At 65.5% G+C, this 24899-nt stretch carries 28 protein-coding genes; 12 read left to right on the top strand and 16 right to left on the bottom strand.

The genetic code is table 11. From position 1 onward, the window contains the following. Window positions 1-182: 182 nt before the first annotated feature. Window positions 183-1291 (bottom strand): IS3 family transposase gene (locus ACWCOP_RS14275; protein ID WP_478247734.1). Its coding sequence is split into 2 segments (ribosomal slippage): window positions 183-1027 and window positions 1027-1291, totalling 1110 coding nucleotides; the frame shifts between segments, so codons are not numbered across the junction. Between the two features lie 216 nt (window positions 1292-1507). Here ACWCOP_RS14275 and ACWCOP_RS14270 point away from each other — a divergent pair. Continuing rightward, window positions 1508-3280 (top strand): DUF885 domain-containing protein, encoded by a 1773-nt coding sequence (locus ACWCOP_RS14270; protein ID WP_478248958.1) that lies wholly within the window; start codon window positions 1508-1510, stop codon window positions 3278-3280. A gap of 154 nt (window positions 3281-3434) precedes the next feature. Here the strand turns inward: ACWCOP_RS14270 and ACWCOP_RS14265 are convergent, their stop codons facing one another. The 3 genes from ACWCOP_RS14265 to ACWCOP_RS14255 form a co-directional block, all read right to left on the bottom strand. Further along, window positions 3435-4241, bottom strand: a complete 807-nt coding sequence (locus tag ACWCOP_RS14265) for a PIN domain-containing protein (protein ID WP_478248957.1) — start codon at window positions 4239-4241, stop codon at window positions 3435-3437. Continuing rightward, entirely contained in the window at window positions 4238-5542 is a 1305-nt protein-coding gene (locus ACWCOP_RS14260) for an ATP-dependent DNA helicase (protein ID WP_478248956.1), read from the bottom strand. Before ACWCOP_RS14260 ends, ACWCOP_RS14265 begins: the two co-directional genes overlap by 4 nt. A 91-nt stretch (window positions 5543-5633) precedes the next feature. Then, window positions 5634-6056 carry a hypothetical protein gene (locus ACWCOP_RS14255; RefSeq protein ID WP_478248955.1) on the bottom strand — a complete coding sequence of 141 codons (423 nt, stop codon included), beginning with the start codon at window positions 6054-6056 and terminating at the stop codon, window positions 5634-5636. 172 nt (window positions 6057-6228) lie between these two features. Here ACWCOP_RS14255 and ACWCOP_RS14250 point away from each other — a divergent pair, with 172 nt between their 5' ends. Beyond that, complete coding sequence (locus tag ACWCOP_RS14250; RefSeq protein ID WP_478248954.1) at window positions 6229-6969, top strand: HesA/MoeB/ThiF family protein; 741 nt, start codon at window positions 6229-6231, stop codon at window positions 6967-6969. Here the strand turns inward: ACWCOP_RS14250 and ACWCOP_RS14245 are convergent. The 3 genes from ACWCOP_RS14245 to ACWCOP_RS14235 all read right to left on the bottom strand — a co-directional run bounded on the left by ACWCOP_RS14245 (window position 6923) and on the right by ACWCOP_RS14235 (window position 8422). Then, window positions 6923-7162 carry a hypothetical protein gene (locus ACWCOP_RS14245; RefSeq protein ID WP_478248953.1) on the bottom strand — a complete coding sequence of 80 codons (240 nt, stop codon included), beginning with the start codon at window positions 7160-7162 and terminating at the stop codon, window positions 6923-6925. The genes ACWCOP_RS14250 and ACWCOP_RS14245 overlap by 47 nt on opposite strands. Before the next feature lie 80 nt (window positions 7163-7242). After that, window positions 7243-7446, bottom strand: a complete 204-nt coding sequence (locus ACWCOP_RS14240; RefSeq protein ID WP_478248952.1) for a hypothetical protein — start codon at window positions 7444-7446, stop codon at window positions 7243-7245. Continuing rightward, a complete protein-coding gene (locus tag ACWCOP_RS14235; RefSeq protein ID WP_478248951.1) occupies window positions 7433-8422 on the bottom strand; it encodes an MBL fold metallo-hydrolase in 990 nt (329 codons plus the stop codon). Before ACWCOP_RS14235 ends, ACWCOP_RS14240 begins: the two co-directional genes overlap by 14 nt. Window positions 8423-8924: 502 nt before the next feature. Here ACWCOP_RS14235 and ACWCOP_RS14230 point away from each other — a divergent pair. From ACWCOP_RS14230 to fabB, 3 genes are all read left to right on the top strand, one after another. Further along, window positions 8925-9545 carry an SH3 domain-containing protein gene (locus ACWCOP_RS14230; protein ID WP_478248950.1) on the top strand — a complete coding sequence of 207 codons (621 nt, stop codon included), beginning with the start codon at window positions 8925-8927 and terminating at the stop codon, window positions 9543-9545. A gap of 110 nt (window positions 9546-9655) precedes the next feature. After that, complete coding sequence (fabA, locus tag ACWCOP_RS14225; protein WP_478248949.1) at window positions 9656-10186, top strand: 3-hydroxyacyl-[acyl-carrier-protein] dehydratase FabA; 531 nt, start codon at window positions 9656-9658, stop codon at window positions 10184-10186. Then, on the top strand, window positions 10187-11404 hold the full coding sequence (gene fabB, locus ACWCOP_RS14220; RefSeq protein WP_478248948.1) for a beta-ketoacyl-ACP synthase I: 1218 nt from the start codon (window positions 10187-10189) through the stop codon (window positions 11402-11404). 28 nt (window positions 11405-11432) lie between these two features. On the opposite strand, the gene ACWCOP_RS14215 is transcribed toward fabB, so the two are convergent. Together ACWCOP_RS14215 and ACWCOP_RS14210 are read right to left on the bottom strand one after the other, a co-directional pair. Further along, window positions 11433-11903, bottom strand: a complete 471-nt coding sequence (locus ACWCOP_RS14215) for a low molecular weight protein-tyrosine-phosphatase (RefSeq protein WP_478248947.1) — start codon at window positions 11901-11903, stop codon at window positions 11433-11435. A 91-nt stretch (window positions 11904-11994) separates the two neighbouring features. After that, window positions 11995-12927 carry an acyl-CoA desaturase gene (locus ACWCOP_RS14210; RefSeq protein WP_478248946.1) on the bottom strand — a complete coding sequence of 311 codons (933 nt, stop codon included), beginning with the start codon at window positions 12925-12927 and terminating at the stop codon, window positions 11995-11997. Window positions 12928-13151: 224 nt separating this feature from the next. On the opposite strand from ACWCOP_RS14210, the gene ACWCOP_RS14205 reads away from it, so the two are divergent. From ACWCOP_RS14205 to ACWCOP_RS14175, 7 genes are all read left to right on the top strand, one after another. Beyond that, window positions 13152-13976 carry an enoyl-ACP reductase FabI gene (locus tag ACWCOP_RS14205; RefSeq protein ID WP_478248945.1) on the top strand — a complete coding sequence of 275 codons (825 nt, stop codon included), beginning with the start codon at window positions 13152-13154 and terminating at the stop codon, window positions 13974-13976. 207 nt (window positions 13977-14183) lie between these two features. Next, window positions 14184-14396, top strand: a complete 213-nt coding sequence (locus ACWCOP_RS14200; RefSeq protein WP_478248944.1) for a hypothetical protein — start codon at window positions 14184-14186, stop codon at window positions 14394-14396. Window positions 14397-14547: 151 nt separating this feature from the next. Continuing rightward, the gene (locus ACWCOP_RS14195) at window positions 14548-14754 is read left to right on the top strand and encodes a hypothetical protein (RefSeq protein ID WP_478248943.1); all 207 of its coding nucleotides are present in this window, start codon (window positions 14548-14550) and stop codon (window positions 14752-14754) included. Next, window positions 14747-15820, top strand: coding sequence for an MvdC/MvdD family ATP grasp protein (locus ACWCOP_RS14190; RefSeq protein ID WP_478248942.1), 1074 nt, complete (start codon window positions 14747-14749; stop codon window positions 15818-15820). The genes ACWCOP_RS14195 and ACWCOP_RS14190 overlap by 8 nt, the downstream gene beginning before the upstream one ends. Before the next feature lie 12 nt (window positions 15821-15832). Continuing rightward, window positions 15833-16600 (top strand): hypothetical protein, encoded by a 768-nt coding sequence (locus ACWCOP_RS14185; RefSeq protein WP_478248941.1) that lies wholly within the window; start codon window positions 15833-15835, stop codon window positions 16598-16600. A 177-nt stretch (window positions 16601-16777) separates the two neighbouring features. Continuing rightward, window positions 16778-17308 (top strand): hypothetical protein, encoded by a 531-nt coding sequence (locus tag ACWCOP_RS14180; protein ID WP_478248940.1) that lies wholly within the window; start codon window positions 16778-16780, stop codon window positions 17306-17308. Continuing rightward, window positions 17286-18394, top strand: a protein-coding gene (locus ACWCOP_RS14175) for an IS3 family transposase (RefSeq protein WP_478247734.1) whose coding sequence is annotated in 2 segments (ribosomal slippage) — window positions 17286-17550 and window positions 17550-18394 — 1110 coding nt in all. Because the reading frame shifts where the segments join, the coding sequence is not laid out codon by codon here. The genes ACWCOP_RS14180 and ACWCOP_RS14175 overlap by 23 nt, the downstream gene beginning before the upstream one ends. Here ACWCOP_RS14175 and ACWCOP_RS14170 read toward each other — a convergent pair. The 7 genes from ACWCOP_RS14170 to ACWCOP_RS14140 all read right to left on the bottom strand — a co-directional run bounded on the left by ACWCOP_RS14170 (window position 18369) and on the right by ACWCOP_RS14140 (window position 24874). Then, complete coding sequence (locus ACWCOP_RS14170) at window positions 18369-19085, bottom strand: hypothetical protein (RefSeq protein WP_478248939.1); 717 nt, start codon at window positions 19083-19085, stop codon at window positions 18369-18371. The genes ACWCOP_RS14175 and ACWCOP_RS14170 overlap by 26 nt on opposite strands. A gap of 103 nt (window positions 19086-19188) precedes the next feature. After that, on the bottom strand, window positions 19189-21315 hold the full coding sequence (gene pnp / locus ACWCOP_RS14165) for a polyribonucleotide nucleotidyltransferase (protein ID WP_478248938.1): 2127 nt from the start codon (window positions 21313-21315) through the stop codon (window positions 19189-19191). Between the two features lie 102 nt (window positions 21316-21417). Continuing rightward, window positions 21418-21687: a 30S ribosomal protein S15 gene (gene rpsO / locus ACWCOP_RS14160; protein WP_478248937.1), complete on the bottom strand. Its 270-nt coding sequence runs from the start codon at window positions 21685-21687 to the stop codon at window positions 21418-21420. A gap of 3 nt (window positions 21688-21690) precedes the next feature. Then, window positions 21691-22659, bottom strand: coding sequence for a tRNA pseudouridine(55) synthase TruB (gene truB / locus ACWCOP_RS14155; protein ID WP_478248936.1), 969 nt, complete (start codon window positions 22657-22659; stop codon window positions 21691-21693). Then, window positions 22659-23051, bottom strand: a complete 393-nt coding sequence (gene rbfA / locus ACWCOP_RS14150; RefSeq protein ID WP_478248935.1) for a 30S ribosome-binding factor RbfA — start codon at window positions 23049-23051, stop codon at window positions 22659-22661. Before rbfA ends, truB begins: the two co-directional genes overlap by 1 nt. A 147-nt stretch (window positions 23052-23198) precedes the next feature. Further along, window positions 23199-24278: a hypothetical protein gene (locus tag ACWCOP_RS14145; protein ID WP_478248934.1), complete on the bottom strand. Its 1080-nt coding sequence runs from the start codon at window positions 24276-24278 to the stop codon at window positions 23199-23201. 137 nt (window positions 24279-24415) lie between these two features. Continuing rightward, a complete protein-coding gene (locus ACWCOP_RS14140; RefSeq protein WP_478248933.1) occupies window positions 24416-24874 on the bottom strand; it encodes a DoxX family protein in 459 nt (152 codons plus the stop codon). Window positions 24875-24899: the final 25 nt, after the last annotated feature.

Raw genomic sequence — 24899 nt, 5'->3', positions numbered from 1 at the left:
TTTCGGGCCACGGGGAGTTGGAAGATCCCCGTGTCTGAGCTTGACCCCGTTTTCGGGCCACGGGGAGTTGGAAGATCCCCGTGTTGAGCTTGACCCCGTTTTCGGGCCACGGGGAGTTGGAAGATCCCCGTGTCTGAGCTTGACCCCGTTTTCGGGCCACGGGGAGTTGGAAGATCCCCGTGTCATGGCGCCAGGGCGGGCTGCGTGAGCCCTGACGCTTTTCGTGCCTCCGCAGGCGTTCGGTAGCCGATGGCGCTGTGCGGACGCTCGGTGTTGTAGTCTCTACGCCATCGCTCGCATTTTCCGCGGGCGTCGGCAAGATTCATGAACCAGTGGGCATTAAGGCATTCCGCGCGAAACTTGCCGTTCAGGCTCTCGATGAACGCGTTATCCGTAGGCTTGCCGGGCCGGGAGAAGTCGAGCTCCACCCCATTCGCATAAGCCCATAGATCCAGATCGCGCGAGATGAACTCGGGACCCTGATCGACGCGGATGGACTTGGGATGCCCGTGGCTGGCGCAGATGCGCTCGAGCACGCCGACGACGTCCGCGCCGGTGAACCGCTCGCGAGGTTCGATCGCCGGGACATACCGGGTATACGCATCGATCACGGTGAGGATCCGCAGCCGGCGGCCGTCGTAGAGTTGGTCATGAACGAAGTCCATCGCCCAGACCTCGTTGGCCGTCACCGGATCCGATCGCCCCTCTCGGAGCTTCGCCTTCACCTTCCGCTTCGGCGTCTTATTCCTCAGCTGCAGTCCCATCTCGCGATAAAGGCGATAGACCCGCTTGGCGTTCACCGCCCAGCCTTCCCGCTGAAGCAGGACGTGGATACGCCGGTAGCCGTAGCGAACCCGGGTCTCAGCGATCTCCCGGATGCGCTGGCGAAGCTCTTCCTGGGAGCCGCGCTGGGACTTGTACTGGTAGGTCGAACGATCGGCCCTGAGAACCTGGCAGGCGCGTCGAACGCTGACCCGCCAGGCCGCACGCAGATGATCCACCAGCTCTCGCCGGCGCGCGGGCCTCAGAGCTTTCGGCGCAGAACATCCTGAAGCATCTCCTTGTCCAGCGAGAGATCCGCCACGATCCGCTTCAGGCGACCGTTCTCTTCCTCAAGCTGCTTCAAGCGCTTCATCTCCGACGGCATCAGACCGCCATACTTCTTTTTCCAGTTGTAGAAAGTGGCTTGGCTGATCCCCGCTTTGCGGCAGACCTCTTCCACACGCGTGCCTTCTTCGGCTTGGCGCAGAATGAACGCGATCTGCGCCTCAGTGAATTTTGACCGTTTCATCGGCCTTCTCCTCGTACCAGCAGCCCAAGCCGCTAAACGAGAATTTTCCACTTTTCCGTGGCCGAGAAAACGGGAAGCAGGTCAGCCGGGCCGCTTGGCCGACCGGCTGATCGCCAAGCGTCTGGGACTGACGGCGCAGGACCTGGCCGCCGCGAAAGATTGACCGCTTCCCTTCGCCCGGTCACGCTTGGCCGGTGATGTGAGAAGGATCGATCCATGTTCATTCGTTCGTTCGTGGCTGCGGCCGCACTGGGCGCGGCGGCGCTCATCGCGCCGCCGGCCACCGCACCCGCCTTCGCCGACCCGGCGGAGGAGTTCGACGCGCTTGTGGCCGATTACGAGGCGTTCAACGAAGCGCGCGACGTCATCGGCAGGGCGAGGCGCGGCGATCTTGAGGCCGCGGCGCGCTGGCCGGACGCCGGCTTTGACGCCGTCGCCGAAGAGGACGCGGCCATGGCCGGGTTTGACGCGCGCCTGGACGCCATCGATCCGGGCGCTTTGCCGGCCAGCGATCAGGCCAGCTACGCCGTGCTCGCCTATCTTCTGGACAGCGCCACGTCGATTTCCGGCGAGATGAGCGCGATGATCCCGTTCACCAATGATAGCGGCTTTCACACAGCCGCGAACTTCACCGCGCTGGGCACGCGCCTGCGCACCAGCGAGGAGGCCGAGGCCTGGATCGCGCGCATCGAGGCGCTGCCGGGCTATCTGGGCCAGCATCAGGCCTGGCTGGAGCGAGGCCTTGAGCAAGGGGTGACACAGCCGCGCGAAATCCTTGCCGGCGTCGCCGACCAGATCGAGGCCCAGATCGTCGCGCCCGAGGACTCCACCCTTTTTGCGCCCCTGCGCGGGCTGCCCGACACGATGAGCGCCCAGGAGCGCGAGCGTCTGGAATCGCTGGCGCTCGCCGCCATCGAGACCGAGGCGCTGCCGGCCCTGCGTGATCTCCATCGCTTCTTTGTAAACGACTATATCCCGAACGCCCGCGAGAGCCTGGGCGCCCGCGCGCTGCCGGGCGGCGAAGAGTTTTATCGCCAGCTGGTGCGCCGCCACACCACGCTGGACGTCACGCCGGAGGAGATTCACCAGATCGGTCAGCAAGAAGTGGCGCGCATCCGCACCCTCATGGAGGCGGTGATCGAAGAGGCTGACTTTGAGGGCTCGTTCGCCGAGTTTCTGGCCTTCCTGCGCACCGACCCGCAATTCTACGCCGACAGCGAGATGGAGCTGATGCGCTACGCCTCGTATTTCGCCAAGAAGGCGGACGACGAGATGCCCCGCTTCTTCCACCGCCTGCCGCGCCTTCCCTATGGGGTGCGCCCTGTGCCGGCCTCCATCGCGCCCAACTATACCACGGCGCGTTACTGGCCCGGCGATCCGGACACCGGCCAGGCGGGCGGATATATGGTCAACACCTACCGGCTTGATCAGCGCCCGCTCTATGAGCTTCCGGCCCTCACCGTGCACGAGGCGGTGCCCGGCCACCACCACCAGATCGCCATCGCCCAGGAGATCGAGGACGTGCCGCAGTTTCGCCGCGACGGCTATATCACCGCTTTCGGCGAAGGCTGGGCGCTCTATACCGAGTTTTTAGGGACCGACATGGGCATGTATGAAACGCCCTATGACCGGTTCGGGCAGCTCACCTATGAGATGTGGCGCGCCTGCCGCCTGGTCGCCGACACCGGCATCCACTGGTATGGCTGGAACCGGCAAGAGGCTGAAGCCTGTTTTCTGGAGAACTCCGCGCTCAGCCCCTTGAACGTCACCAATGAGGTGAGCCGCTACATCTCCTGGCCCGGTCAGGCGTTGGCCTACAAGACCGGCGAGCTCCTGATCCGTCGCCTGCGTGAGCGGGGCGAGGCCGAACTCGGGCCGGAGTTTGATCTGGCCGCCTTCCACGACACGATTCTGGAAGAGGGCGGCGTGCCGCTGGCCTATCTGGAAGACAAGATGACCGCCTGGATCGATGCGCAGGCGGCCGAGTAGGGTATAACCCTGTCATCGCGACGCTTCAGCCCATGGGGTCCCGGATAGCGCTATCGCGCTTCCGGGATGACAGAATTTGAGGGGGTGAAGAAGAGCGGCAAACCCTGTCATCCCGGCCGAAGCGTAGCGTAGAGCCGGGACCCCAGGGGGGCGATCAAAGCCCCAGCCGTTTCGCCAGTCCGCCGAGCCGGGCCTGTTGCAGGGCGCGGGCGAACTGGGCGGGGGAGAGTTTCAGGCGCACCGCCGCCCGCATCAGGGCGGCCGCGGCGCCCGGGTCCGCGCCGATCCGGCTGGCGAAATACTCCGCCGGGGTGCGGGCATAGAGGCCATGGGCTTCCAGCACCTTGCGCGGGAAATCCTTGATGTTGTCGGTGAGAATGAGCGAGGCGCCGCAGGCGATCGCGCTTTCCATGACATGGCGATCGCCTTCATCGGGCAGGCGCTCTGCGATTTCGACCCCGTGATCTTCGGGCACGCTGGCTTCGGGCCAGGCCTGCTCCAGCGCCACGACCAGGCGCGCCGCCTCCCCCGCCCCGTCGCGTCCCGGCTTGGCCTCGACGATTTTGGCGTGGGCGTGCCCGGTCTCGAACAGCACTTTGGGCGACCAGCGCGGCTGCAGCAGTCCGGCCTCGGCGAACGCCAGCACCAGATGACGGCGCACGGCGCCGGCCAGCACGCAGGCGTCGATGAAGATGGACGGCGCCTGCGTGTCGGGCGCGGCGATGTCGCCGGCCGGGTCAGGCGCGCTTGGCGTGCCCGGCCAGGACGGCGCCAGGTGCGGCCCGTCCAGCTTGACGAGCTCGTCCAGCGCGGCGGCGCGCCGCCGGACTCGCATGTCACGCAGGGCGTTCAGCGTCGCTGCGTCCAGAGTGTCCGTAGACGGAATATCGCCAAGCTCAACCAGCCGCCCGGCGCCCCATAGATCAAGGCCCAGCGCATCGGCGGCGATTTCAAGACTCATGCGTCCAGCGCCGCAGGGGCGGGGTCGCAGAAGCTTTTCACCTCGAACAGGCGCGGATCGGTGATGATGTCGGTGGGGCGCATGCGGTGGGACAGCTCAAGCCCCTCCAGCGTGCGCGCCCGCGACAGCGCCACATAGGCCTGCCCGTGCGCGAACAGGCGCCGGGAGACGTCCATGAACACCTTGTCCAGGGTCAGGCCCTGGCTCTTGTGGATGGTCATGGCCCAGGCGAGCCTCAGCGGATACTGGGCGTAGGAGCCGACCGTCTCGCGCTTCAGCTTGCCCGAATTTCCGTCCGCGGCGTAGCGCATGCGCTCCCAGGTGACTTTTTCGACAGTCACCGTCTCGCCGTTCACATGGACCTTCACCCCGTCTTGCGTGAAGCCGATCACCTCGCCGATGGAGCCGTTCACATAGCGCCCGCCCGGATCGTTGCGGATCATCATGACGCGCGCCCCGGTCTTCAAAACTAGCGGGTCGTCGGTGGGAAAGAGCCGCGGATCAAACTCGCCCTCCACCTTGCCGGAAAACCCGCGCGGTTCGCCCAGCAGAGCGTCCAGGCGCGCCTGATTGATGCCGGAGGCGGCCTGATTGGTGGCGGTGAGCACCACATGGGTGGTGCTGGCCTCAAGCCCGGAGCGCCCGGTCACGCGCTCATTGAGCCGCTCGGCGAGATCGTCGGTGAGCTCGCCTTCGCGCACGGCGTTGAGAATCTCGACAAAGTCCGGATCCGCCTGGCGGTGAACCTTGTGCAGCTCCACCATGGTGAAGCCCGCATCGCGAAAGCACGGGGCGTGGAAGAAGAACGGCCCGCCGAAATGATCCTCCAGGAACGCGCCCTCCTCGCCCTGGGCGATGGGCGGCAGCTGGGCGAGATCGCCCACCAGGATGAGCCGCACCCCGCCAAAGGGCTCGGCGCTGTCGCGGTTGAGGCGCAGGGAGAAATCCACCGCCTGCATCAGGTCGGACCGCACCATGGAGATCTCGTCGATCACCAGCGTGGTCAGCGCCTGCACCGTGCGGGCGTTGCGCAAGCGCCGGATATCGCCCGGCGTGATCAGGCGCGGCGGCAGGCGGAAAAAGCTGTGCAGGGTCTGGCCGCCGGCGTTCATGGCCGCGACGCCGGTGGGCGCCAGAACGGCGGCTTTCGAGCCCAGCCGGCGCAGAATCGCGCGCGTCACCGTGGTCTTGCCGGTGCCGGCCCGTCCGGTGAGGAAGAGATGGGCGCCGCCCTCGGCGGCGAAATCCACCACGGCCTGTTGTTGGGGCGACAGCGTCGGGGCGGGCGGTCCAGCAAGCACAGGGGCGGCCTTTCGTGTCAGAACACCGGCCAAACTGCCCCTGTTTCCCCATTGGCGCCAGAGCGCCGGCCAGCCCCGTCCAGTCCTGGCGCTAGTAGATCTCGTCGGCGACGCAGCCGTTTCCGGCGAAGCGGAAATCGGTGACGCGGTTATCCGGGGCGATCACGAAGCGGGTTTCGCACTCCACCCACCACTCCCGGGGCGGCTCGTAGATGGTTTCGTCATAACGCTCCACGCGCACCTGCTCATTGCCGCGATTGTCGCGATAGGTGATGCGGCGCTCGCGCGGGACCGAGCGGTAGCCGCCGGGATCATACCGGCGCTCTTCGTTCAGATAGACCCAGATCTGCGACCCGTCGGTGAGCGTGTCGGAACGCACAGGCGGGCCCCATTCCACCAAGATGGTGTCGGAATGCGCGCCGACGAACTGCGCCACCTGCTGGCGATAGCCCTCGGCGGTGGCGCACCCGGCCAGAACGGCGGCGGCTGCGGCGATCAGTGCGAGATGTTTCATCGTTTCAGAGGTCCTGAAATAATGTTTTCTGGGCTGGCCGCGAGCAGCGCCGCGGTCGACGGTAGCGTTCACTCTAGCCTACACCGCTGAACCCAAGCTGACAGAAAAAAGGCCGGCGCGTGGCGATGTCTTCGTCTTTCACGTGTTCGCCGCGCATCGAAGGGAGTGTTTCATGGCCGTCGATATCGAGCGCCATGCGCGCCATATCATCCTCAAGGAAATCGGCGGACCGGGCCAGCAGCGCCTCTCAAAGACGTGCGTCGCCATTATCGGCGCAGGCGGGCTGGGCGCTCCGGCGGCGCTGTACCTGGCGGCGGCGGGGTTCGGCGCGATCCGCCTCATCGATGATGACGAGGTCAGCCTGGATAATCTGCAGCGCCAGATTCTTTATCGCACCGGCGATGTGGGCCGGGTGAAGGTGGAGGCGGCGCGCCAGGCGCTGGCTGATCTCGATCCGGGCGTCAAAGTCGAGCCCGTGCGCGCCCGCGCCGACGCTGATAGCCTGCCCGCGCTTCTGGACGGCGCCGATCTGGTGCTGGACGGCTGTGATGATTTCGACACGCGTTTTGCGGTGAACGACGCAGCGATCGCGGCGCGCCTGCCTCTGGTGTCCGGCGCGGTGGGGCGCTGGGACGGGCAGGTCTCGGTGTTTGCGCCTCATCTGGGCGCGCCCTGCTATCGCTGCTTCGTGCCGGCCGCGCCCCCGGATGCGGAGACCTGCGCCGAGGCGGGCGTTGTGGGCGCCCTGACCGGGGTGATCGGATCGATGATGGCGCTGGAGGCGATCAAGCTTTCTGCGCGGGCGGGCGCGCCCCTGCTTGGCCGGATCCTGCTGTTTGACGGGCTGGGCGGTCAGGCGCGGACGGTCAGGCTGGCCCGCGACCCGGATTGTCCCGCGTGCGCTCGCGCCTGAACAGGCCGCCGCGCCGCAGCCGCAGAAACGCCAGCGCGCCCAGCACAAGACCCGGCGCCAGGCCATAGAGCAGGCCGAGCTTCATATTTCCGCTGAGCAGAGACACCACGGCCCATACGATGACCCCGACCGCCAGGAAGGCGCAGAAGGCGATGCCGGCCTGGAGGGGCGGCGATGCGGGGGCTGGGGGCATGATTGATATGGACTCAGTGACCGTGATTCAGCGTTGGGCAACGCTATCAACGCCCGCAAACGTCCACAAGCGAAACCGGTTCAGCGGCGGCGCTTTTTGAATTTGCGCCGGGCGTCCACAACAATCAGAAAATAGATCGCCGCCGCCAGGGCCAGCCCCACGAGGCCGCCGCCGATGAAGTCACCAAGAATCGCCGTGAAGATCGCCCCGGTGATCAGAGCGAGCATCACGATCATGGCGATGACGTTGTTGGGCGGAATGAAGGGCGAGTTACGGCGTTTCACCAGTGAGATCCCGATAATGCGTCCAGATCATGCGTTCGGTGGTGATGAAACCCCAGTTCCAGTCTTCATGCCAGTCCGCCAGCGGCTCACGCTGCAGGATGTCCTCATAGGAGAGGCCTTCCTCCACCAGACCGGCGACAACCGCGCGGGTGGCTTCCAGCATGTCCGCGCTCGCGACAACGTCCGCTCTGGTCGAGAGCGGGCCGTGGCCTGGAATGATCTGCGTCTCGGGGCCGGCGGCCTCGGCGACCTGGCGCAGGCCGGCGATCATGCCTTCCACCGTGCCGCCATTGTCGAGGTCGATATAGGGAAACATGCCCGAGAACAAAAGATCGCCGGCGTGGATGACGTCCGCGCCCTCGAACACCACGAAGAGATCACCGCCGGTGTGGGCGTTGGGGGCGTGGTGAAAGCGCGCGGTCTCGCCGTTCAGGGTCGCTGCGTCGCCTTCAGACACCGATACGGTGGGAAGGAACGCGCCCGAAAGCGGCTCCGGCGTGGCGCCGGTAAGCTGGGCCGTCACCGGGTTGATCAGCGCCTCGCGCACGCTTTCATGGGCCATGATGGTGGCCCCCGCGTTGGCGAAATAGGCGTTGCCCAGCACATGATCGCCGTGGAGATGGGTGTTCAGCACCAGATCCACCGCCCGGTCGCCCGACACCGCGCGCTGGGCGCGATCGATGGCCGGGGCGAGGTTTTCCATCTGGGTGTCGATCATGAATACGCCGTCCTCGCCGACGCTCACCCCTACATTGCCGGCCCGGTTGGTGGCCAGCATGTAGATCCCGGCCCCCAGATCGAGGGTCTCCACATAGACCTGCTCGCCGTCCTCCTGCGCCGAAACGGGCGCAAGGCTCAGCGCGGCGAGGGCGGCGGCGGCCATGAGCGCGGTCATCGCGGCGGTCATTCTGGCGGACAGAGGCGCGCCCATCGTGGCGATCCGGGCGTCGGCGACGGCGTGTGTTCGGCGGGTCATGAACGGTCTCTCCTTCAGCGGACATGACCCGAAGATGGGAGATCGCCCGGAATAAATCAAAGCCGGCGCTGGCTTTCACACATGACAACGGCGCGCCGGACCCTGGGGCGGGGCTGCGGCGCGCCGTTGAGGCCGGCGGAACGAGCGGCGGGAGGCAAGCGGTCAGAGGGCGGACCGCAAGGCCCGCCGCGTTCGGCCTAGCGGCCTTTGCCCGGCTTGCCGACCGGCTTCTGGGCCGGTTTGGCGGAGGCGGGTTTGCTGGCTGGTTTCTGGCCGGGTTTGGCGGGAGCGCCCATGGGCGTGATCTTTCGTGCTGGTCGCGTCGAACATCGTCACGACACGAGATATTTGCGCCTGTCCGCGGCGGTTCACAAGGGGTCCGGCGAACGCTGCAAACATTTGATATTTGTTACAAAATCAGGCTGAGCGCGGGTTTGGGCGCGCTCAGATGCGCCGCTGTGGTTTAACTCCGCGTTCACCCAGCTGAGCGTTGATTGGGCCCATGCATATACGGCTGCTAATCCTCGCCCTGACCGGCGCGCTTCTCATCCCTGGATCCGCTTTCGGGCAGGAGGCGGCGCCGGCTGACGCCGTGGCGACTGTCGCGTCGGCCGACGCAGAGGCGTGCATGGGGTTTTCCGGCTTGCGGGTCCCGCGCTTTGTTTCCTTGCGCTATGACGAGGCGGTGGGTCGGTCCGGTCCGTCCGGCGACCATCCGCGGCTCTGGGTCTATCAACGCGCCGGGCTGCCGGTGGAGGTGATCCAGGAGACGCCGGACTGGCGCAAGGTGCGCGATCCCGGCGGGGTGGAGGTGTGGATGCATCGCCGCCTTCTGACGGGGCGGCGCTCGGTCTGGGCGCTGGAGGCGACGGATATGCTGGCGCGCCCGGATGCGGAGTCCAGCCTGATTGCGCGCATCGAGCCGGATGCGCGGCTCTGGCTGGAGCGTTGCAGGCCGGGCTGGTGCCGGCTGGAGGCGGGCGGCCGGCGCGGCTGGGCGCGAGCCGACGCGTTCTGGGGCCTCTCGCCCGGCGACCGGCAAGCGGACGGCGCGCTTGAGGGGGCGCTTGCCCCGTGCTACCGCTCCGATCCGGATATCACCGGGCCTGCAGCTGCGGATTAGCAGCCCACGGCCCTGCTCTCGAGGAAACCGCGCCGCTCCGGCGTCGTTATCGATCTTATTGTGCGAAAAGGCCGAACCGTCGGCGGGTCCGCAACGGTTCGACGAACTCCATGACCGAGCGACAAAACAGCTATGATTACGACGCCCTGATCGCCTGCGGCAAAGGCGAGCTTTTCGGGCCGGGCAACGCCCAGCTTCCGCTGCCGCCGATGCTGATGTTCGACCGCATCACGCGGATCGACGAGGATGGCGGCGAGTATGGCAAGGGCTGCATGGTGGCCGAGCTCGATGTGAACCCGGATCTGTGGTTCTTCGCCTGCCACTTTGAAGGCGATCCGGTGATGCCGGGCTGCCTGGGCCTGGACGCCATGTGGCAGCTGGTGGGGTTCTATCTCGGCTGGACCGGTTCGCCGGGCAAGGGCCGCGCTCTTGGCGTGGGCGAGGTGAAATTCACCGGCCAGATCCCGCCCACCGTGAAAAACGTGCGCTACATCATCGACATCAAGCGGGTGATTCGCCGCAAGCTGGTGCTCGGTATCGCCGACGGCCATGTGGAGGCGGACGGTCAGCGCATCTACACCGCCAAGGACATGCGCGTCGGTTTGTTTCAGCCTGAAGAGCTGAAGAAGAGCGAGGCCTGAATGAGACGGGTTGTCGTTACCGGAATCGGGATTGTCTCGGCCATCGGCGATAACGCCGACGAGGTGGCCGCCAGCCTGAAGGCCGGCCGCAGCGGTGTCACCTCCGCACCGGAATACGCCGAGCTTGGCTTCAAGTGCCAGGTCCACGCACGACCCAAGGCCGATCCGGCGGAACACGTGGACAAGCGCGCTTACCGCTTCATGGGTGAGGGCGCAGGCTGGGCCTACATGTCCATGCAGCAGGCCATTGCCGACGCCGGGCTTGAGGAGAGCGACATCTCCAACCCGCGCACCGGCCTGATCGTCGGCACCGGCGGTCCCAGCGTCGAGGCGATCGTGAAGGCCGCCGACATCACGCGCGAAAAGGGACCCAAGCGTATCGGGCCGTTCGCCGTGCCCAAGGCCATGGCGTCCACAGGCTCGGCGACGCTGGCCACCCCGTTCAAGATCAAGGGCGTGAACTATTCCATCAGTTCGGCCTGCGCGACCTCGGTGCATTGCATCGGCGCCGCCGCCGAACAGATCGCCTGGGGCAAGCAGGACGTGATGTTCGCCGGCGGCGGCGAAGAGCTGCACTGGGCGCTGTCCAACCTGTTCGACGCCATGGGCGCCATGAGCTCCAATTTTAACGACACCCCGGAAAAAGCCTCGCGCGCCTTCGACAAGAATCGCGACGGCTTCGTCATCGCCGGCGGCGCCGGCATCCTGGTGCTTGAAGAGTATGAGCGCGCCAAGGCGCGCGGCGCCACGATCTGGGCCGAGGTGCTCGGCTATGGCGCCACCAGCGACGGCCACGACATGGTCGCGCCCAATGGTGAAGGCGCCAGGCGGTGCATGGAGCAGGCGCTGGAGCCGCTGAAGGGCCGCCGGATCGATTATGTGAACCCGCACGCCACCTCCACGCCCGTGGGCGACATCCGCGAGGCCCAGGCCATGCGCGACGTGTTCGGCCAATCCAAAGTGCCGCCCCTGTCGGCCACCAAATCCATGACCGGCCATTCGCTGGGCGCCGCCGGCGTTCAGGAGGCGATCTATTCGCTTTTGATGATGCGCGGCGGCTTCATCGCGCCCTCGCTCAATATCGACACAATTGATCCCGAAGTGGGCGAGCTTCCTGTGGTGACGCAGACGCGCGATGCGGAGCTGAATACGGTTCTGTCCAACAGCTTCGGGTTTGGCGGCACCAACGGCACGCTGGTCCTGGGCACGCCGGACTAGATCAGCACGGGCCGGGTAGCGGGTCTGTTCAGACTCGAGCCACCAGGCCTTCGCAGCCTTTTTCGATGAGATCCAGCGCGCGCTCGAAGTCTGCAGCCTCGCCGTAATAGGGGTCGGGCACGTCCCGGCCGGCCAGTCCCACCGACCAGTCCATGAGCCGCGACATGGGTTTTTCCGGCAGGCGCAGAGCCGCCCGGCGCGCCAACAACCATTTAAGATGGCTTTGATCCAGCGCCACCAGATACTGAAAGCGTGTGAAGTCCTCGTCCTCCACCGCGCGCGCCACGATCCCTGACAGATCATAGCCTCGCGCCTTTCCGGTGGCGATCGCGCGCGGATCTGCGGTCTGGCCGGCGTGCCAGTCGCCGGTGCCGGCGCTGTCGAACTCAAGCGCCTTGCCGCGATCCCCGGCGAGCTTGCGCGCCACCGCCTCGGCCAGCGGGGAGCGGCAGATATTTCCCGTGCAGACGAACAGGATGGAGATCGTGCGGCGTGTCATGAATCGTCCTCGGGGCGCGGCTGATCCAAGCCTGCCGCCCCAGGAGATAACGCCCGTTTAACTGCGCTGGTGAATGCGCGGTTTAAATCGCCTATTCGGCCGGCGATGCAACGGCCTTCGCGGCGGCGAATTGCGGCGCGATCTTCAGATCGCGCGCCCAGTGCAGCTTTTCAAACACCAGAAGGGCGGTGCCGTTATAATCCACCAGCCGGTTCAAAAGACCCCGCCGGGGCAGGTGGAGCGCGCTGGACGGCTCGTCATGGTGGTGATCGTGAAACGCCTCGCCGCCGGTGAGCAGCGCCAGAATCCAGTCCGCCCAGGCCGGTGTCTTCAGGTGCCCGAACACGTTCACGCCCAGAATGGTGGCGTGGAACTGCACGCCGCGCGCCGTCACGGCGGCTGCGTGCAGGATGAAGGTGAGCAGAAGCGATCCGCCCAGCGCCCAGACGGCGAGGTAGATCAGCGCCGGCGCGATCAGGTGCACCAGGATCGTGAACAGCGAATAGTGCTTGTCCATGATGCGCACGGACGGGTTGTCGCGCAGCCACAGGGCCAGCGGACGCTCCATATCGTTGGCGTCGCGCCACAAAAGCCAGCCCATCCAGGCCCAGAGCTTGCCCTCATGGGGATTGTGCGGATCGCCGGCGCGGTCGGTCAGGCGATGGTGTTGGGAGTGATAATTCACCCAGTCCTTCATCTTGCCCTGCATGGCGATGACGCAGTTGAAGGCGGTGATCATCTGGGCCGGCCAGTGCAGCTCGCCGGCCTTGTGCTGCCAGACCCGGTGCAGGACGCCGATGCCCATATTGCAGATCACCAGGGTGATCGCAGCTACGGCGAGCGCCAGCGGCGCATACCACCAGGCAAGAGCGAGGCTTTCCAGAGCAAGGCCCAGCGTGAAGGCGGCGACGAGGCCGCACACGCCCAGGGCGGGGTAGATGATGGCGGCGAAGACGCTGGCCCAGTCAAGGGTCTTCCAGCTCTTCGAGATCGCGACGGACCGCGGGAGCGGTGCTGCTTTCATATGGGCCTCTTAGCGTCTCATGATGTGCGCCGAGCATCACCCCGCGCGCCTTCCCCAAAACTAAACGCGAGTTTGGCACGACCGGCTTCATCGCAATAGTGACCAAGCGACGCATTGCGCCCCCGATTTCAGAGCGCTCGACGCAGGCGCCGTGCTGGGCTATTGCGAGGTCAAAGACATAGCCGCGCTCTGCGGCGCAATTGAGACTTAAAGGGAGGCGCTTCATGTCCGACACCCCGTTCCCCAAGGGCGATCTGATGAAAGGCAAGCGGGGGCTTGTCATGGGCGTGGCGAACAAGAACTCCATCGCCTGGGGCATCGCCCAGCAGCTGCATGCGCAAGGCGCCGAGTTGGCCTTTTCCTATCAGGATGAAGCGCTGGAAAAACGCGTGCGTCCGCTGGTGGAGAGCCTGGGCGAGGAGCCCTTCATGGTCACCGCCGATGTGGGCGACGACGCGAGCATGGATGCCTGCTTTCAAGCCCTGAAGGACAAATGGGGCGGGCTGGATTTCCTGGTCCACGCCATCGCCTTCGCCGGCAAGGACGAGCTGCAGGGCAGCTTCACCCACAACACGACGCGTGACGGCTTCAAGCGCGCCATGGACATCTCGGCGTTCAGCTTCGTGGATGCGGCGCGCCGGGCCAGCGATCTGATGCCCTCCAAGGAAGACGGCGGCGGCACGATGATCTCCATGACCTATCTGGGGTCCGAGCGCGTGGTGCCCAATTACAACGTGATGGGCGTGGCCAAGGCGGCGCTGGAGGCGTGCACGCGCTATATCGCCCGCGATCTGGGTCCGCTGGGCATCCGGGTGAATGCGATCTCGGCCGGGCCCATGCGCACGCTGGCGATGGCCGGCATTTCCGGCGGCCGCACCCTGATGAAGACCGGCAAGGAGTGGTCGATGCTGAAAGAGGACACCACGATGGAAGGCGTCGCGGGCGCCGCCCTCTATCTCCTGTCCGATCTCGGCAAGTCCTGCACCGGCGAAGTCCTCCACGTGGACGCCGGTTTCCACGCCGTGGCGGTGCCGGATATTGAGGACTAGGGGCTGCCTCCCGGCCCCGCCTTGTCTCGACACGATCCCCCGGGGCCGCCCTCGGGGGATTTTTTGTGCCTTGGGGACGCAGATTCCGGTTAAGGATTAAAGCGAAAGAAAAATTTCGGGCCACACCTATGAATTGATATTGTATAGCTGCGCGCGATTATATAACCTTAATCTACTACCTCTAATGGCGCTACCTTGGAGGACAAGATGACACTTTTCATGCTGAACCATCATGATCGCTCGCGTGAGGCGATCCGTGATTTGGCCCCGGCGGAGCTGGACGCGATCTTCGGCGGCGATGGCAGTTTCGCCACCATCGGCGACGATCCGGGAGGCTGCGATCAAACGACGTGTGAGACGATGAGGGTTACCCCAAATGGCGATGGCGGCGACATCTCGACCGACTGCGACGCCGGCTGAGACAGCCCGATGGGGCCTGACGGCTCAGTGCCAGGCCCGGCGGGCGTTTCCGCCGGGCCTGGATATCACGGGTGCGCCATGCGCAATTCCCGCACATGATTACTACCTGCGCTACGATAACGCTGCGCTTAACTTCTCCCTGGAGGAGAAAATGAACTTATTCATGCTCACCCAACACGATTTGGACCGTACGCGGACCTGCGAACTGTTGGAGGCGGAGATCGACGCCGTGACCGGCGGGGACGGTCAGAGCGCCACGTTCGGCGAGCTGCCCGACTGCGAAAGCACGATGTGCAACTGCATGGTGGTCACGCCAGGCGGAGACGGCGAGCCTATGATGGATTGTGACGGTGGCTGACGACCAGACAGTGGTGAGGTCCCGCGCCGCCGCGAGCCGGGGCCGGCCGGGCGAGTCTGGCCGCGATCTGCTGGTGCTCGGGCAGGGTCGCGATCCCCAGATCGGCGCCGTGCTGGACCGATTGTCATGGCTTGGCGTGAACGCCCATGTTCTCGACTATTACGCGCCGGCGCCGTTCGCACTCGATTTCAGCGCGCCCGGCGAACCGGCGATTTGCATCGGCGGCGCTAGGCTGGGTTCGCAGCTTCTGGTCTGGGACCGTTCGAAGTTCTTCTCGAACACGGCGTATTATTTCGACGACGCCGCCGCCGGGGAGACTCCGGAGGAGACCCGCCGGCGCCATCAGCTTCAGGAAGTCGAGTGGCGGGGCGCCTATCAGCTTCTGGCGACTCTGCCCCATGTGGCGTTCTTGAACCATCCGGTGCAGCGCAACGCCATGCTCAAGCCGGTTCAGCAAATGGTCGCGCAGGAGCTCGGCCTGAACACGCCGCCGAGTCTGGTGTCCAACGACAAGACCGCGATCGAGGCGTTTCTCGGGACGCACCCCAGGGCGGTTTTGAAATCACTGTCGGGGGGAAGGTTCGCTCGCGCGGACGATCCTTCTGCGCGCACCGACATGCTCATGACCATGGAGGTCACCGCCGAGGATGTCGCCGGAGCGGATGCGACCGCCTTCATCCGGGCGCCGCACTTCTTCCAGCAGAACATACCCAAAGCCTATGAGGTGCGGCTCTTCGCCTATCGCGGCGGAGCCCATCCCTTCAGCGTGAATTCTCAGAAGGCCCGCTTCACCAGCACCGACTGGCGACATGGCGCATCGGTTCTGGAATGGGCCCCGTGCGCAGCGCCTGCAGGCGTATTGGACGCAGTTCAGGCGTTCCTGGAGCAGTTCGAGCTGTTCTACGGAAGCTTCGATTTCATCGTCACCCCCGATGAGGAGTGGGTGTTCCTCGAATGCAATCGCGACGGCCAGTGGGCCTGGCTTGACCGGCTGGTCGACCACGCTTTGTCGAACGGGCTGGCGGACGCGATCTACGAAACCTGGTTTGACGACATCCAGCCATAGGAGTGCATCGACATGATAGCGTTCGCCGCCGCCCTCACGGCCCTGGCATTGGGACAGTCCGCCGCCGGAACCCCGGTATGGAGTTCGGTCCAGACCTGCCTCGAGCATCAGGCCTCCTGCGCGGACGGGCGATGCGCTCCGGCGCTGGAGCGCGCATGCCGCTATGATGCGCTGGACGAGCGTGCGGCCGCCGTGGTGCGCGCCGAGACCCGCGCCCTCGCGGCAGTCGCCGGCCGCGCCCGGACCAGCTGCGCCGCCGCGTTCCCCGATCGGACCAACGCGGCCGCTCGGGCGATCGGGCAGGACGGGCCCCTGACGCTGAGCGAGCCCTACGCGCCCACCCCCGGCGCGGGTGAGCTGGACAGCGCGGTGGACCGGGAGCTGTTTTGGCGCGCGCAGCTGGACGAGCGGTTGACCGGCCTTGCGTCTGCGGGCGTGGCCACGGGCGGCGAAAACGGCTGCGGTCTCTCTCCGTTCGCCGAGGTCGTGCAGTTGCGGGCCCAGAACCTGGCCTACGCTGAAAGCGTGGGCGCGTTGGAGCTGGCGCGTCGGGGCCAGCTGTCGGCGCCGGCCCTCTGGGGCGTCTGGTTCATCTATAATCACGCCGATCTGTGGCAGGACGAGCAGGCCGAGGCCGCCACGGTGTTCACCGATCTCGCCCGCGACGGTGTGTTTGCGCCGGCGCTCGCCCAGCGTCTGCAGGCACGCGTCGCCGATCACGGCCCGCTATACACCGTCGAGCAGCTCGATGGCGGTTGGCCGGACGGACGCGGCGACTAACCGGCGGCTTCGGCCCTGTGACCGGGCTCAGCAGCGCGATCCGGCGGGACGATCAGCGCTTCGGATGCGCGCTCACACGCGGTTGCCATGCCGACCGTCAAGGTTTCGCCGCTCCTACTTGCCTCAACCCGTCGGTTGAGTGAAACTCCTCACAGGCGATCACCCTTGGGGGAGTTCATGTCCCGCGTGCAGAGCTTCAAGTCCGTGCGTCTGGCGTTGAGCGCTTTCGCACTTGCATCGTGCGGGCCGTCCGATGGCGGCTTCGAACTGACCCCCCCTCGTGAGCGCAGCTCGCCCTACGCCGAGGACGGGGCGCGGTGTCAGGACCGGTACGCGTTCGGCGAGCTGATGGAGCGCGAGGACGCCGCCGATCCGGCGGCGCTGCGCTGCCTGCTTTCGATACGCGACCGGGAGCCGGACTCGTTCGATCTGCGCTATCGGCTCTATCGGCTCTATCGGATCGAAGGCGTCGAGCCCGAGGGACTGGACGCGCTGGTGCGTGACCGGACGCGGGAGAGCCTCTCGCTTAAGTTGGCTACTGTTCATACTCTCTATCCCGCGCTTGAAACGGTCGAATTCGCGCGCGGATCAGCATGCCGGGTGACCTGCTTCCCGTTTTCTCGGCCACGGAAAAGTGGAAAATTCTCGTTTAGCGGCTTGGGCTGCTGGTACGAGGAGAAGGCCGATGAAACGGTCAAAATTCACTGAGGCGCAGATCGCGTTCATTCTGCGCCAAGCCGAAGAAGGCACGCGTGTGGAAGAGGTCTGCCGCAAAGCGGGGATCAGCCAAGCCACTTTCTACAACTGGAAAAAGAAGTATGGCGGTCTGATGCCGTCGGAGATGAAGCGCTTGAAGCAGCTTGAGGAAGAGAACGGTCGCCTGAAGCGGATCGTGGCGGATCTCTCGCTGGACAAGGAGATGCTTCAGGATGTTCTGCGCCGAAAGCTCTGAGGCCCGCGCGCCGGCGAGAGCTGGTGGATCATCTGCGTGCGGCCTGGCGGGTCAGCGTTCGACGCGCCTGCCAGGTTCTCAGGGCCGATCGTTCGACCTACCAGTACAAGTCCCAGCGCGGCTCCCAGGAAGAGCTTCGCCAGCGCATCCGGGAGATCGCTGAGACCCGGGTTCGCTACGGCTACCGGCGTATCCACGTCCTGCTTCAGCGGGAAGGCTGGGCGGTGAACGCCAAGCGGGTCTATCGCCTTTATCGCGAGATGGGACTGCAGCTGAGGAATAAGACGCCGAAGCGGAAGGTGAAGGCGAAGCTCCGAGAGGGGCGATCGGATCCGGTGACGGCCAACGAGGTCTGGGCGATGGACTTCGTTCATGACCAACTCTACGACGGCCGCCGGCTGCGGATCCTCACCGTGATCGATGCGTATACCCGGTATGTCCCGGCGATCGAACCTCGCGAGCGGTTCACCGGCGCGGACGTCGTCGGCGTGCTCGAGCGCATCTGCGCCAGCCACGGGCATCCCAAGTCCATCCGCGTCGATCAGGGTCCCGAGTTCATCTCGCGCGATCTGGATCTATGGGCTTATGCGAATGGGGTGGAGCTCGACTTCTCCCGGCCCGGCAAGCCTACGGATAACGCGTTCATCGAGAGCCTGAACGGCAAGTTTCGCGCGGAATGCCTTAATGCCCACTGGTTCATGAATCTTGCCGACGCCCGCGGAAAATGCGAGCGATGGCGTAGAGACTACAACACCGAGCGTCCGCACAGCGCCATCGGCTACCGAACGCCTGCGGAGGCACGAAAAGCGTCAGGGCTCACGCAGCCCGCCCTGGCGCCATGACACGGGGATCTTCCAACTCCCCGTGGCCCGAAAACGGGGTCAAGCTCACGCGCTCGAATACCGCCTTAACCACTCCTACGACTTCATGCTTTTTGACGACCGTTCTGGTCTTTGGTGTGTCCTCAAGAATGCGGCGTGGAGGCGAGGCTAGCCGGCCAAATTCAGACCTAGGAATTTCAATCGGCGGCGGGTTTTTTATGTCGTCGCTTATGCCAAATGATTGGACCTGCTCATCCTCCTGAATAGTGCCGACAAACTTTGTGATCGCTTCGTCAGTTGCTTCGGTTTCGGTTGTCTCATTGTATCGATCGTAGACATCCCTAGGCAGGACGACACGGTCATCGCCGTTTTCAATAACGGCGAAACCATCAGTCAAAGTGACATTCTCGGCGTCGAAATACCGGTCGTGGATTTGGGCGGCCAACAGGCTAATCGCAAGCGGGCCCACACTCGCGAAAAGAGCCGTTTTGCCCTTCTCCCTAATCCATGCGCGGAAAGAACCGGGGCCGACCGCCTCAATCACCAGTTCGAATTCGTATTCTAGTGAGTGAGCAGTCGCGACGCTCTGCGCTGCGGCCTCGAACGCAAGAAGCGCGTTCGCAAAAGTGCTAGTCGAGATTGATGCATCTTTGGTTCCAAAGTGCAGGACCAAACCGCGCTCCGCGACGAAGCTTAAATCTAAAGTAGCCATGATTGAATTCTACTCAAGCCGTCTTAGCACGCAACAAAAAACCCCCGCCGGATCACTCCGGCGGGGGCTCTTGTTTCGCCGTTGAAGGCGAGGGGTGAAGACCCTAGTCTTCGTCGCCCTCGGCGATTTCTTCGCCGGTTTCCTGGTCGACGATCTTCATGGACAGGCGCACCTTGCCGCGGTCGTCAAAGCCCAGGAGTTTCACCCAGACTTCCTGGCCCTCGGACACCACGTCCTTGGGATGGCCGACGCGCTCGTTCTTCATCTGCGACACGTGGACGAGGCCGTCCTTGGCGCCGAAGAAGTTCACGAAGGCGCCGAAATCGACGACTTTCACGACCTTGCCCTTGTAGACCTTGCCCACTTCGGCCTCGGCGGTGAGGGAGTGGATCCAGTCATAGGCCTTGCGGATCGAGGCTTCATCTACGGCGGCGAGCTTGATCAGCCCGTCATCATTGACGTCCACCTTGCACCCGGTCTCTTCGACGATCTGGCGGATCACCTTGCCGCCGGTGCCGATCACGTCCCGGATCTTGTCGGTGGGGATCTGCATGGTCTCGATCTTCGGCGCATGGGCCGCCAGGGCGCCGCGCGTGGTGTCGAGCGCCTTGTTCATCTCCTCGAGAATGTGCATCCGGCCGCCTTTGGCCTGATCCAGGGCGGTCTTCATGATGTCCTGGGTGATGCCGGCGATCTTGATGTCCATCTGCAGCGAGGTGATGCCCCGCTCCGTGCCGGCCACCTTGAAGTCCATGTCGCCCAGATGATCCTCGTCGCCGAGAATGTCGGACAGCACGGCGATGCCTTCAGGATCCTTGATCAGGCCCATGGCGATGCCGGAGACCGGGCGCGCGATCGGCACGCCGGCGTCCATCATGGCCAGCGAACCGCCGCACACGGTCGCCATGGAGGACGAGCCGTTGGATTCGGTGATCTCGGAGACCAGGCGGATCGTGTAGGGGAATTCCTCCGCGCTCGGCATGACCGCGTGCAGGGCGCGCCAGGCGAGCTTGCCGTGGCCGATCTCGCGGCGGCCCGGCGCCAGGCGGAAGCTGGTTTCGCCCACGGAATACGGCGGGAAGTTATAGTGGAGCATGAAGCGCTCCTTGTACGTCCCCGTCAGCGCGTCGATGAACTGCTCGTCCTCGCCGGTGCCCAGCGTGGTGACGCACAGCGCCTGGGTCTCGCCGCGGGTGAACAGGGCCGAGCCGTGGGTGCGCGGCAGAATGCCGGCTTCAGCCACGATGGGACGGACCTGATCGAGCTTGCGGCCGTCAATGCGTTCGCCGGTCTTGATGATGCCGCCGCGCACGACGCTGGATTCAACGCCCTTGAGCACGTCCTTCAGCTTGCTGACCGGGTGACCGTCGGGATTGTCCTCGGACTCGCCGAGTTTCGCGATCGCCTTGTCCTTGGCGGCGTTCACCGCTGCGGTGCGTTCGGTCTTCTCACGGATCGTGTAGGCCTTGGCGATGTCGTCGCCGACGAGGTCGCGAACCGTCTTGGCCAGCGCCGAATTGTCTTCCGGCTGGAAGTCCCACGGCTCCTTGGCCGCTTTTTCGGCCAGGCGGATGATCATGTCGATCACCGGCTGGAACGCCTCATGGCCGGCCATGACGGCGCCCAGCATGATGTCTTCGGACAGCTCGCTGGCTTCGGATTCCACCATCATCACCGCGTCGGCGGTGCCGGCGACGACCAGATCAAGCTCGCTCTCGTCCAGCTCGTGGACGGTCGGGTTGATGGAGTATTCGCCATCCTTGTAGCCCACGCGCGCAGCGCCGATGGGGCCGAGGAAGGGCAGGCCGGACAGCACCAGCGCGGCGGACGCGCCGACCATCGCAACAATATCGGGATCGTTTTCAAGGTCGTGGCTCAGCACGGTGAGCATGACCTGGGTGTCGTTCTTGAAGCCCTTGGGGAAAAGCGGGCGGATCGGCCGGTCGATGAGGCGCGAGGTCAGCGTCTCCTTGTCGGTGGGGCGGCCTTCGCGCTTGAAAAACCCGCCGGGAATCTTGCCCGCGGCGAAGTATTTTTCCTGGTAATTCACGGTCAGCGGGAAAAAGTCCATTCCCGGCTTGACCTCCTTCATCGCGACCGCGGTCGCGAGGACGGTGGTTTCGCCATAAGTGGCGAGCACTGCGCCGCCGGCCTGGCGCGCCATGCGCCCGGTCTCAAGGGTCAGCGTGCGGCCGGCCCATTCAATCGTCTCGGTTTGGATATCGAACATTCGTCTCTCGATCGTACGTCTCGTTCGGCGCCGCCGGATTGCGGATCGCCGGATATGAAAACGCCGGCGCGCCCCGTGGCGGCCGGCGTTTCCTCGGTCGCGCTAGCGGCGCAGGCCGAGTTTCTGGACCACGTCCTTGTAGCGTTCCTCTTTCACCTTCTTGAGGTAATCGAGGAGGCGACGGCGCTGGGACACCATTTTGAGAAGGCCCCGGCGGGAGTGGTTGTCTTTTTTGTGTGTCTTGAAGTGCTCGGTGAGATTGGCGATGCGCTCGGTGAGCACCGCAATCTGCACTTCGGCCGACCCGGTGTCGTTGTCACCCCGGGCGTGTTCCTTGATCAGTTCGGCTTTGCGTTCGGCCGTGATCGACATCGTCTATTCGGGCTCCTGATCCCATTGAAATACGCGGACGGGACTGAATTTGCCGGCCCGCGCTTCGCCGATCGCAACCGCCCGGTCGTTCTCAAGAGCAAGCACGGCCTTCGAATAGTCCTTCCCCGCGATGGAGCGGGGCTTTCGAAGATCGCGAAGCTCAGAAGCTCGCCGGGGAGGCAGAACGATCGGCCGTCCTTGCCTCAACTGAAACGCTTCTCCGTCGGTCACGGCCAGGGCCGGGATGTCGTCCAGCGCGGTCTCGACCGGGAGAAGGGCGTCCAGCGCGCACGCCTTATGGACCAAATCCTCAAGCGCGTCCAGCGTCAGCGCGTCATCCAGGGTGAACGGTCCCACCCGCGTCCGGCGCAGCGCGGCCACATGGCCTTCAACGCCCAGAACCGCGGCGAGATCGCGCGCCAGGGAGCGCACATAGGCGCCCTTGCCGCACTTCATTTCAAAGACGGCGAGATCGGCGCTGGGCATGTCCACCAGAGTCACGGCGTCGATGCGCACCGGCCGGCTTTCAAGCTCCACGTCTTCGCCGGCGCGGGCCAGATCATAGGCGCGCTCGCCGTCGATCTTGATGGCGGAGAATTTCGGCGGCGCCTGCTGGACCAGGCCGATGAAGCCGGGCAGCGCGTCCAGGATCGCCTGGCGCTCCGGGCGCGCATCGCTTTCAGCAATCGTATCGCCTTCGGCGTCCTGGGTGGCGGTGGAGACGCCCCAGCGGATCGTGAACAAATAGGCCTTCTCGCCCTCCTGGGCGAAGGGCACGGTCTTGGTCGCCTCGCCAAACGCGATGGGCAGAACGCCGGAGGCCAGCGGGTCCAGCGTGCCGGCGTGGCCGGCCTTCTGGGCGTTGAACAGCCAGCGGGTCTTTCCCACCGCCTGGGTCGAGGTCATCTCCAGCGGCTTGTCGAGCACCAGCCAGCCATGGATCGGATCGCCCTTCTTGCGCCGGCGGCCCATCAGGTCTCGTCCCCGTCCGACCCGCCCTTGAGATCGCGCTTCACGCCGGGCCGGTCGAGCACCTCGTCCACATGCAGCGCCTCGTCGAAGCGGTCATCGGCTTCAAAGCGAAGCTTGGGCGTGTATTTCATGTCGACATGGCGCACGAGCTCCTTCTGGATGAAGCCGGACGCCCGGTTCAGAGCCTCGGCGATGCGGCCGGGCTCCACCATGCTCATGCCCGAAACGAAGACCGTGGCGTATTTCAGGTCGGGGCTCAGCCGCGCCTCGCTCACCGTCACCGGAACACCGGCGAGGGCGGGATCGCGCAAATGACCTTCGCGCAGGATGTCGGACACCGCGCGGCGCACAAGCTCGCCGGCGCGCAGCTGGCGTTGGGACTGGACTTTCATGGTCGGACCTTTCTCGTCGCGGCGGGCGGGCCGGACTTGAACCGTATCCCTCCCCATGCGGACGCGACGGTGTAAACAGGCGCGCCCGGCGATGCAAGCAAGGCCCGCTCGTCCAGGAGCGAGAGCGAAGGCGCGACCGCCCTGCGGTCAGCGCCGCAGAAGCGCCGTGAGCGGTGTCGCGCGCCGCGGCGGCGGGGCTGCGAAATCGATGCGCCAGGCGGCGATGATCCGGTCCGCGTCGAGGGCGGAGACGGTTTTCCGAGGTGCGCCCGCCAGCTTTTCCGCGCGGCGCTGCGCCCAGGCCTGAAGCCCGTCAAGGGCGTCCAGATTGCGTTCGATCTGCGCCAGGGCTTCGCGCACAAGCCGGGCCGCGGGTTCGGGTGCGGGCAGGCGGTCCACAAGCTTCACCGGCGCAAAAGAGACGGCGGCGCTGAGTGTCTCGCCGTCCTCACCACCGGTCTCGACACCCTCGCCGTCCCGCCCGCCGCGCCGTGCGCGTTCCGCCCGATAGGCGGCGTGATAGGCGTCCAGACGCGCACGGGCGCTGTGGTCGAGCGTTTTCTGGATGGTGCGGGCGGTGTCGCCGGCGCTGGCGCAATGGGCCACCGCCTCGCGCATCTGCTCGCGATAGAACTGGTGAAGGCGTCGCGCGCGGGCGACGGCGTCCAGGAGGGATTCCATCTGCGCGGCCAGGCTTGCTCCGGCCTCGCGCACGATATCCCGGCGGGCGCGGTCGAGGCGTGACCCGTCCCGGCCAGACGCGTCCCGGCCCTTGAGGTCGCGAAGCCGCGCGGCGGCGAGATCAAGATGGCGGATCGCCCGCGCCGCCGCGTCGGCGCAGCGTGCGTCCACGGCGATGGGATCGGGACGAAAGCTCGCCCCGTAGCTCTTGATGGCCGCGTAGACCGCATCGGCGTTAATCGCCACCGCGCCGACCCCGGCGTCACGCCGGGCAAGAAGCTGATCCAGGCTTTGCGCTTGCCTGTCTGGAGTAGGCGCGTTGCGCGCATCCAGGCGCGCCTGGCGCCGGGCCTGTCGGCGCCACAGCATTGTGCGGGTCAGGCGCGCCGCCGCACCGCCGGGCGCTTCGCTCAGAATGGGAACGGCGCGCCAGACCTGTACCGGCTGAATCACTGCGGAGTAGCCAAGGCCCAGAGAGGCGGCGTAGTCGCCGGCTGACCCGGCGGCCGATCCAGCGGCGTATCCCTGTCCCGCGCGGCGCCGCATCAGCCTCATCCATCCTTCCAGAAAATCCAGCGTGAAGCTTAGCGAGGGCCAGCGAAGGCCAGCAAGCACCATCGCACCCTTTAAGGCCCGCCCCCGCGCCACTGTCATCTTCCTGCAACGCTTGAAGGCCCGCCGGATTACACGGGGCGCCGCACGACGAACCACCACGCCCAGACGATAAGCAGGAGCTGGAACGGGCCGCGGATCAGAAGATAGACCGGGCCCCAGGCGTGGCCGATCACGTCGGCGCGCATGAAGGCGGCGTATATGTTGGCGGGAAAGAAGGCGATGAAGACGATGATCGCCGCCATTCCGGCGAGGCGGCGCGTCTGCGGGAGGACGAGGCCCACGGCGATCAGCGCCTCGACGATCCCCGTGGCGTAGACAATCAGCTCCGGCTCCGGAACGAAGGGCGGAAACATCGTCGCCATGGCCTGCGTGGCCATGAAATGGCCGGCCGCGAAGAACACGAAGGCCGCCGCCAGTCCAAGCCGCCCCGCCGCGATCGCGCGCGGATCGGACGGCGCCCGGACAAACGCCAGTGTCGCAAGGAACGGCGTGACCAGGATCGCCAGAATGATCAGCTCAATGGTCATCGCCGATCCTTAAGGGGGTCAGGTC

This window comes from Apolloniradiicaulis salifontis, from assembly GCF_053756655.1.
Note: the sequence above shows the minus strand (reverse complement) of the source record. Positions and strands in the feature narration are given on the sequence as shown.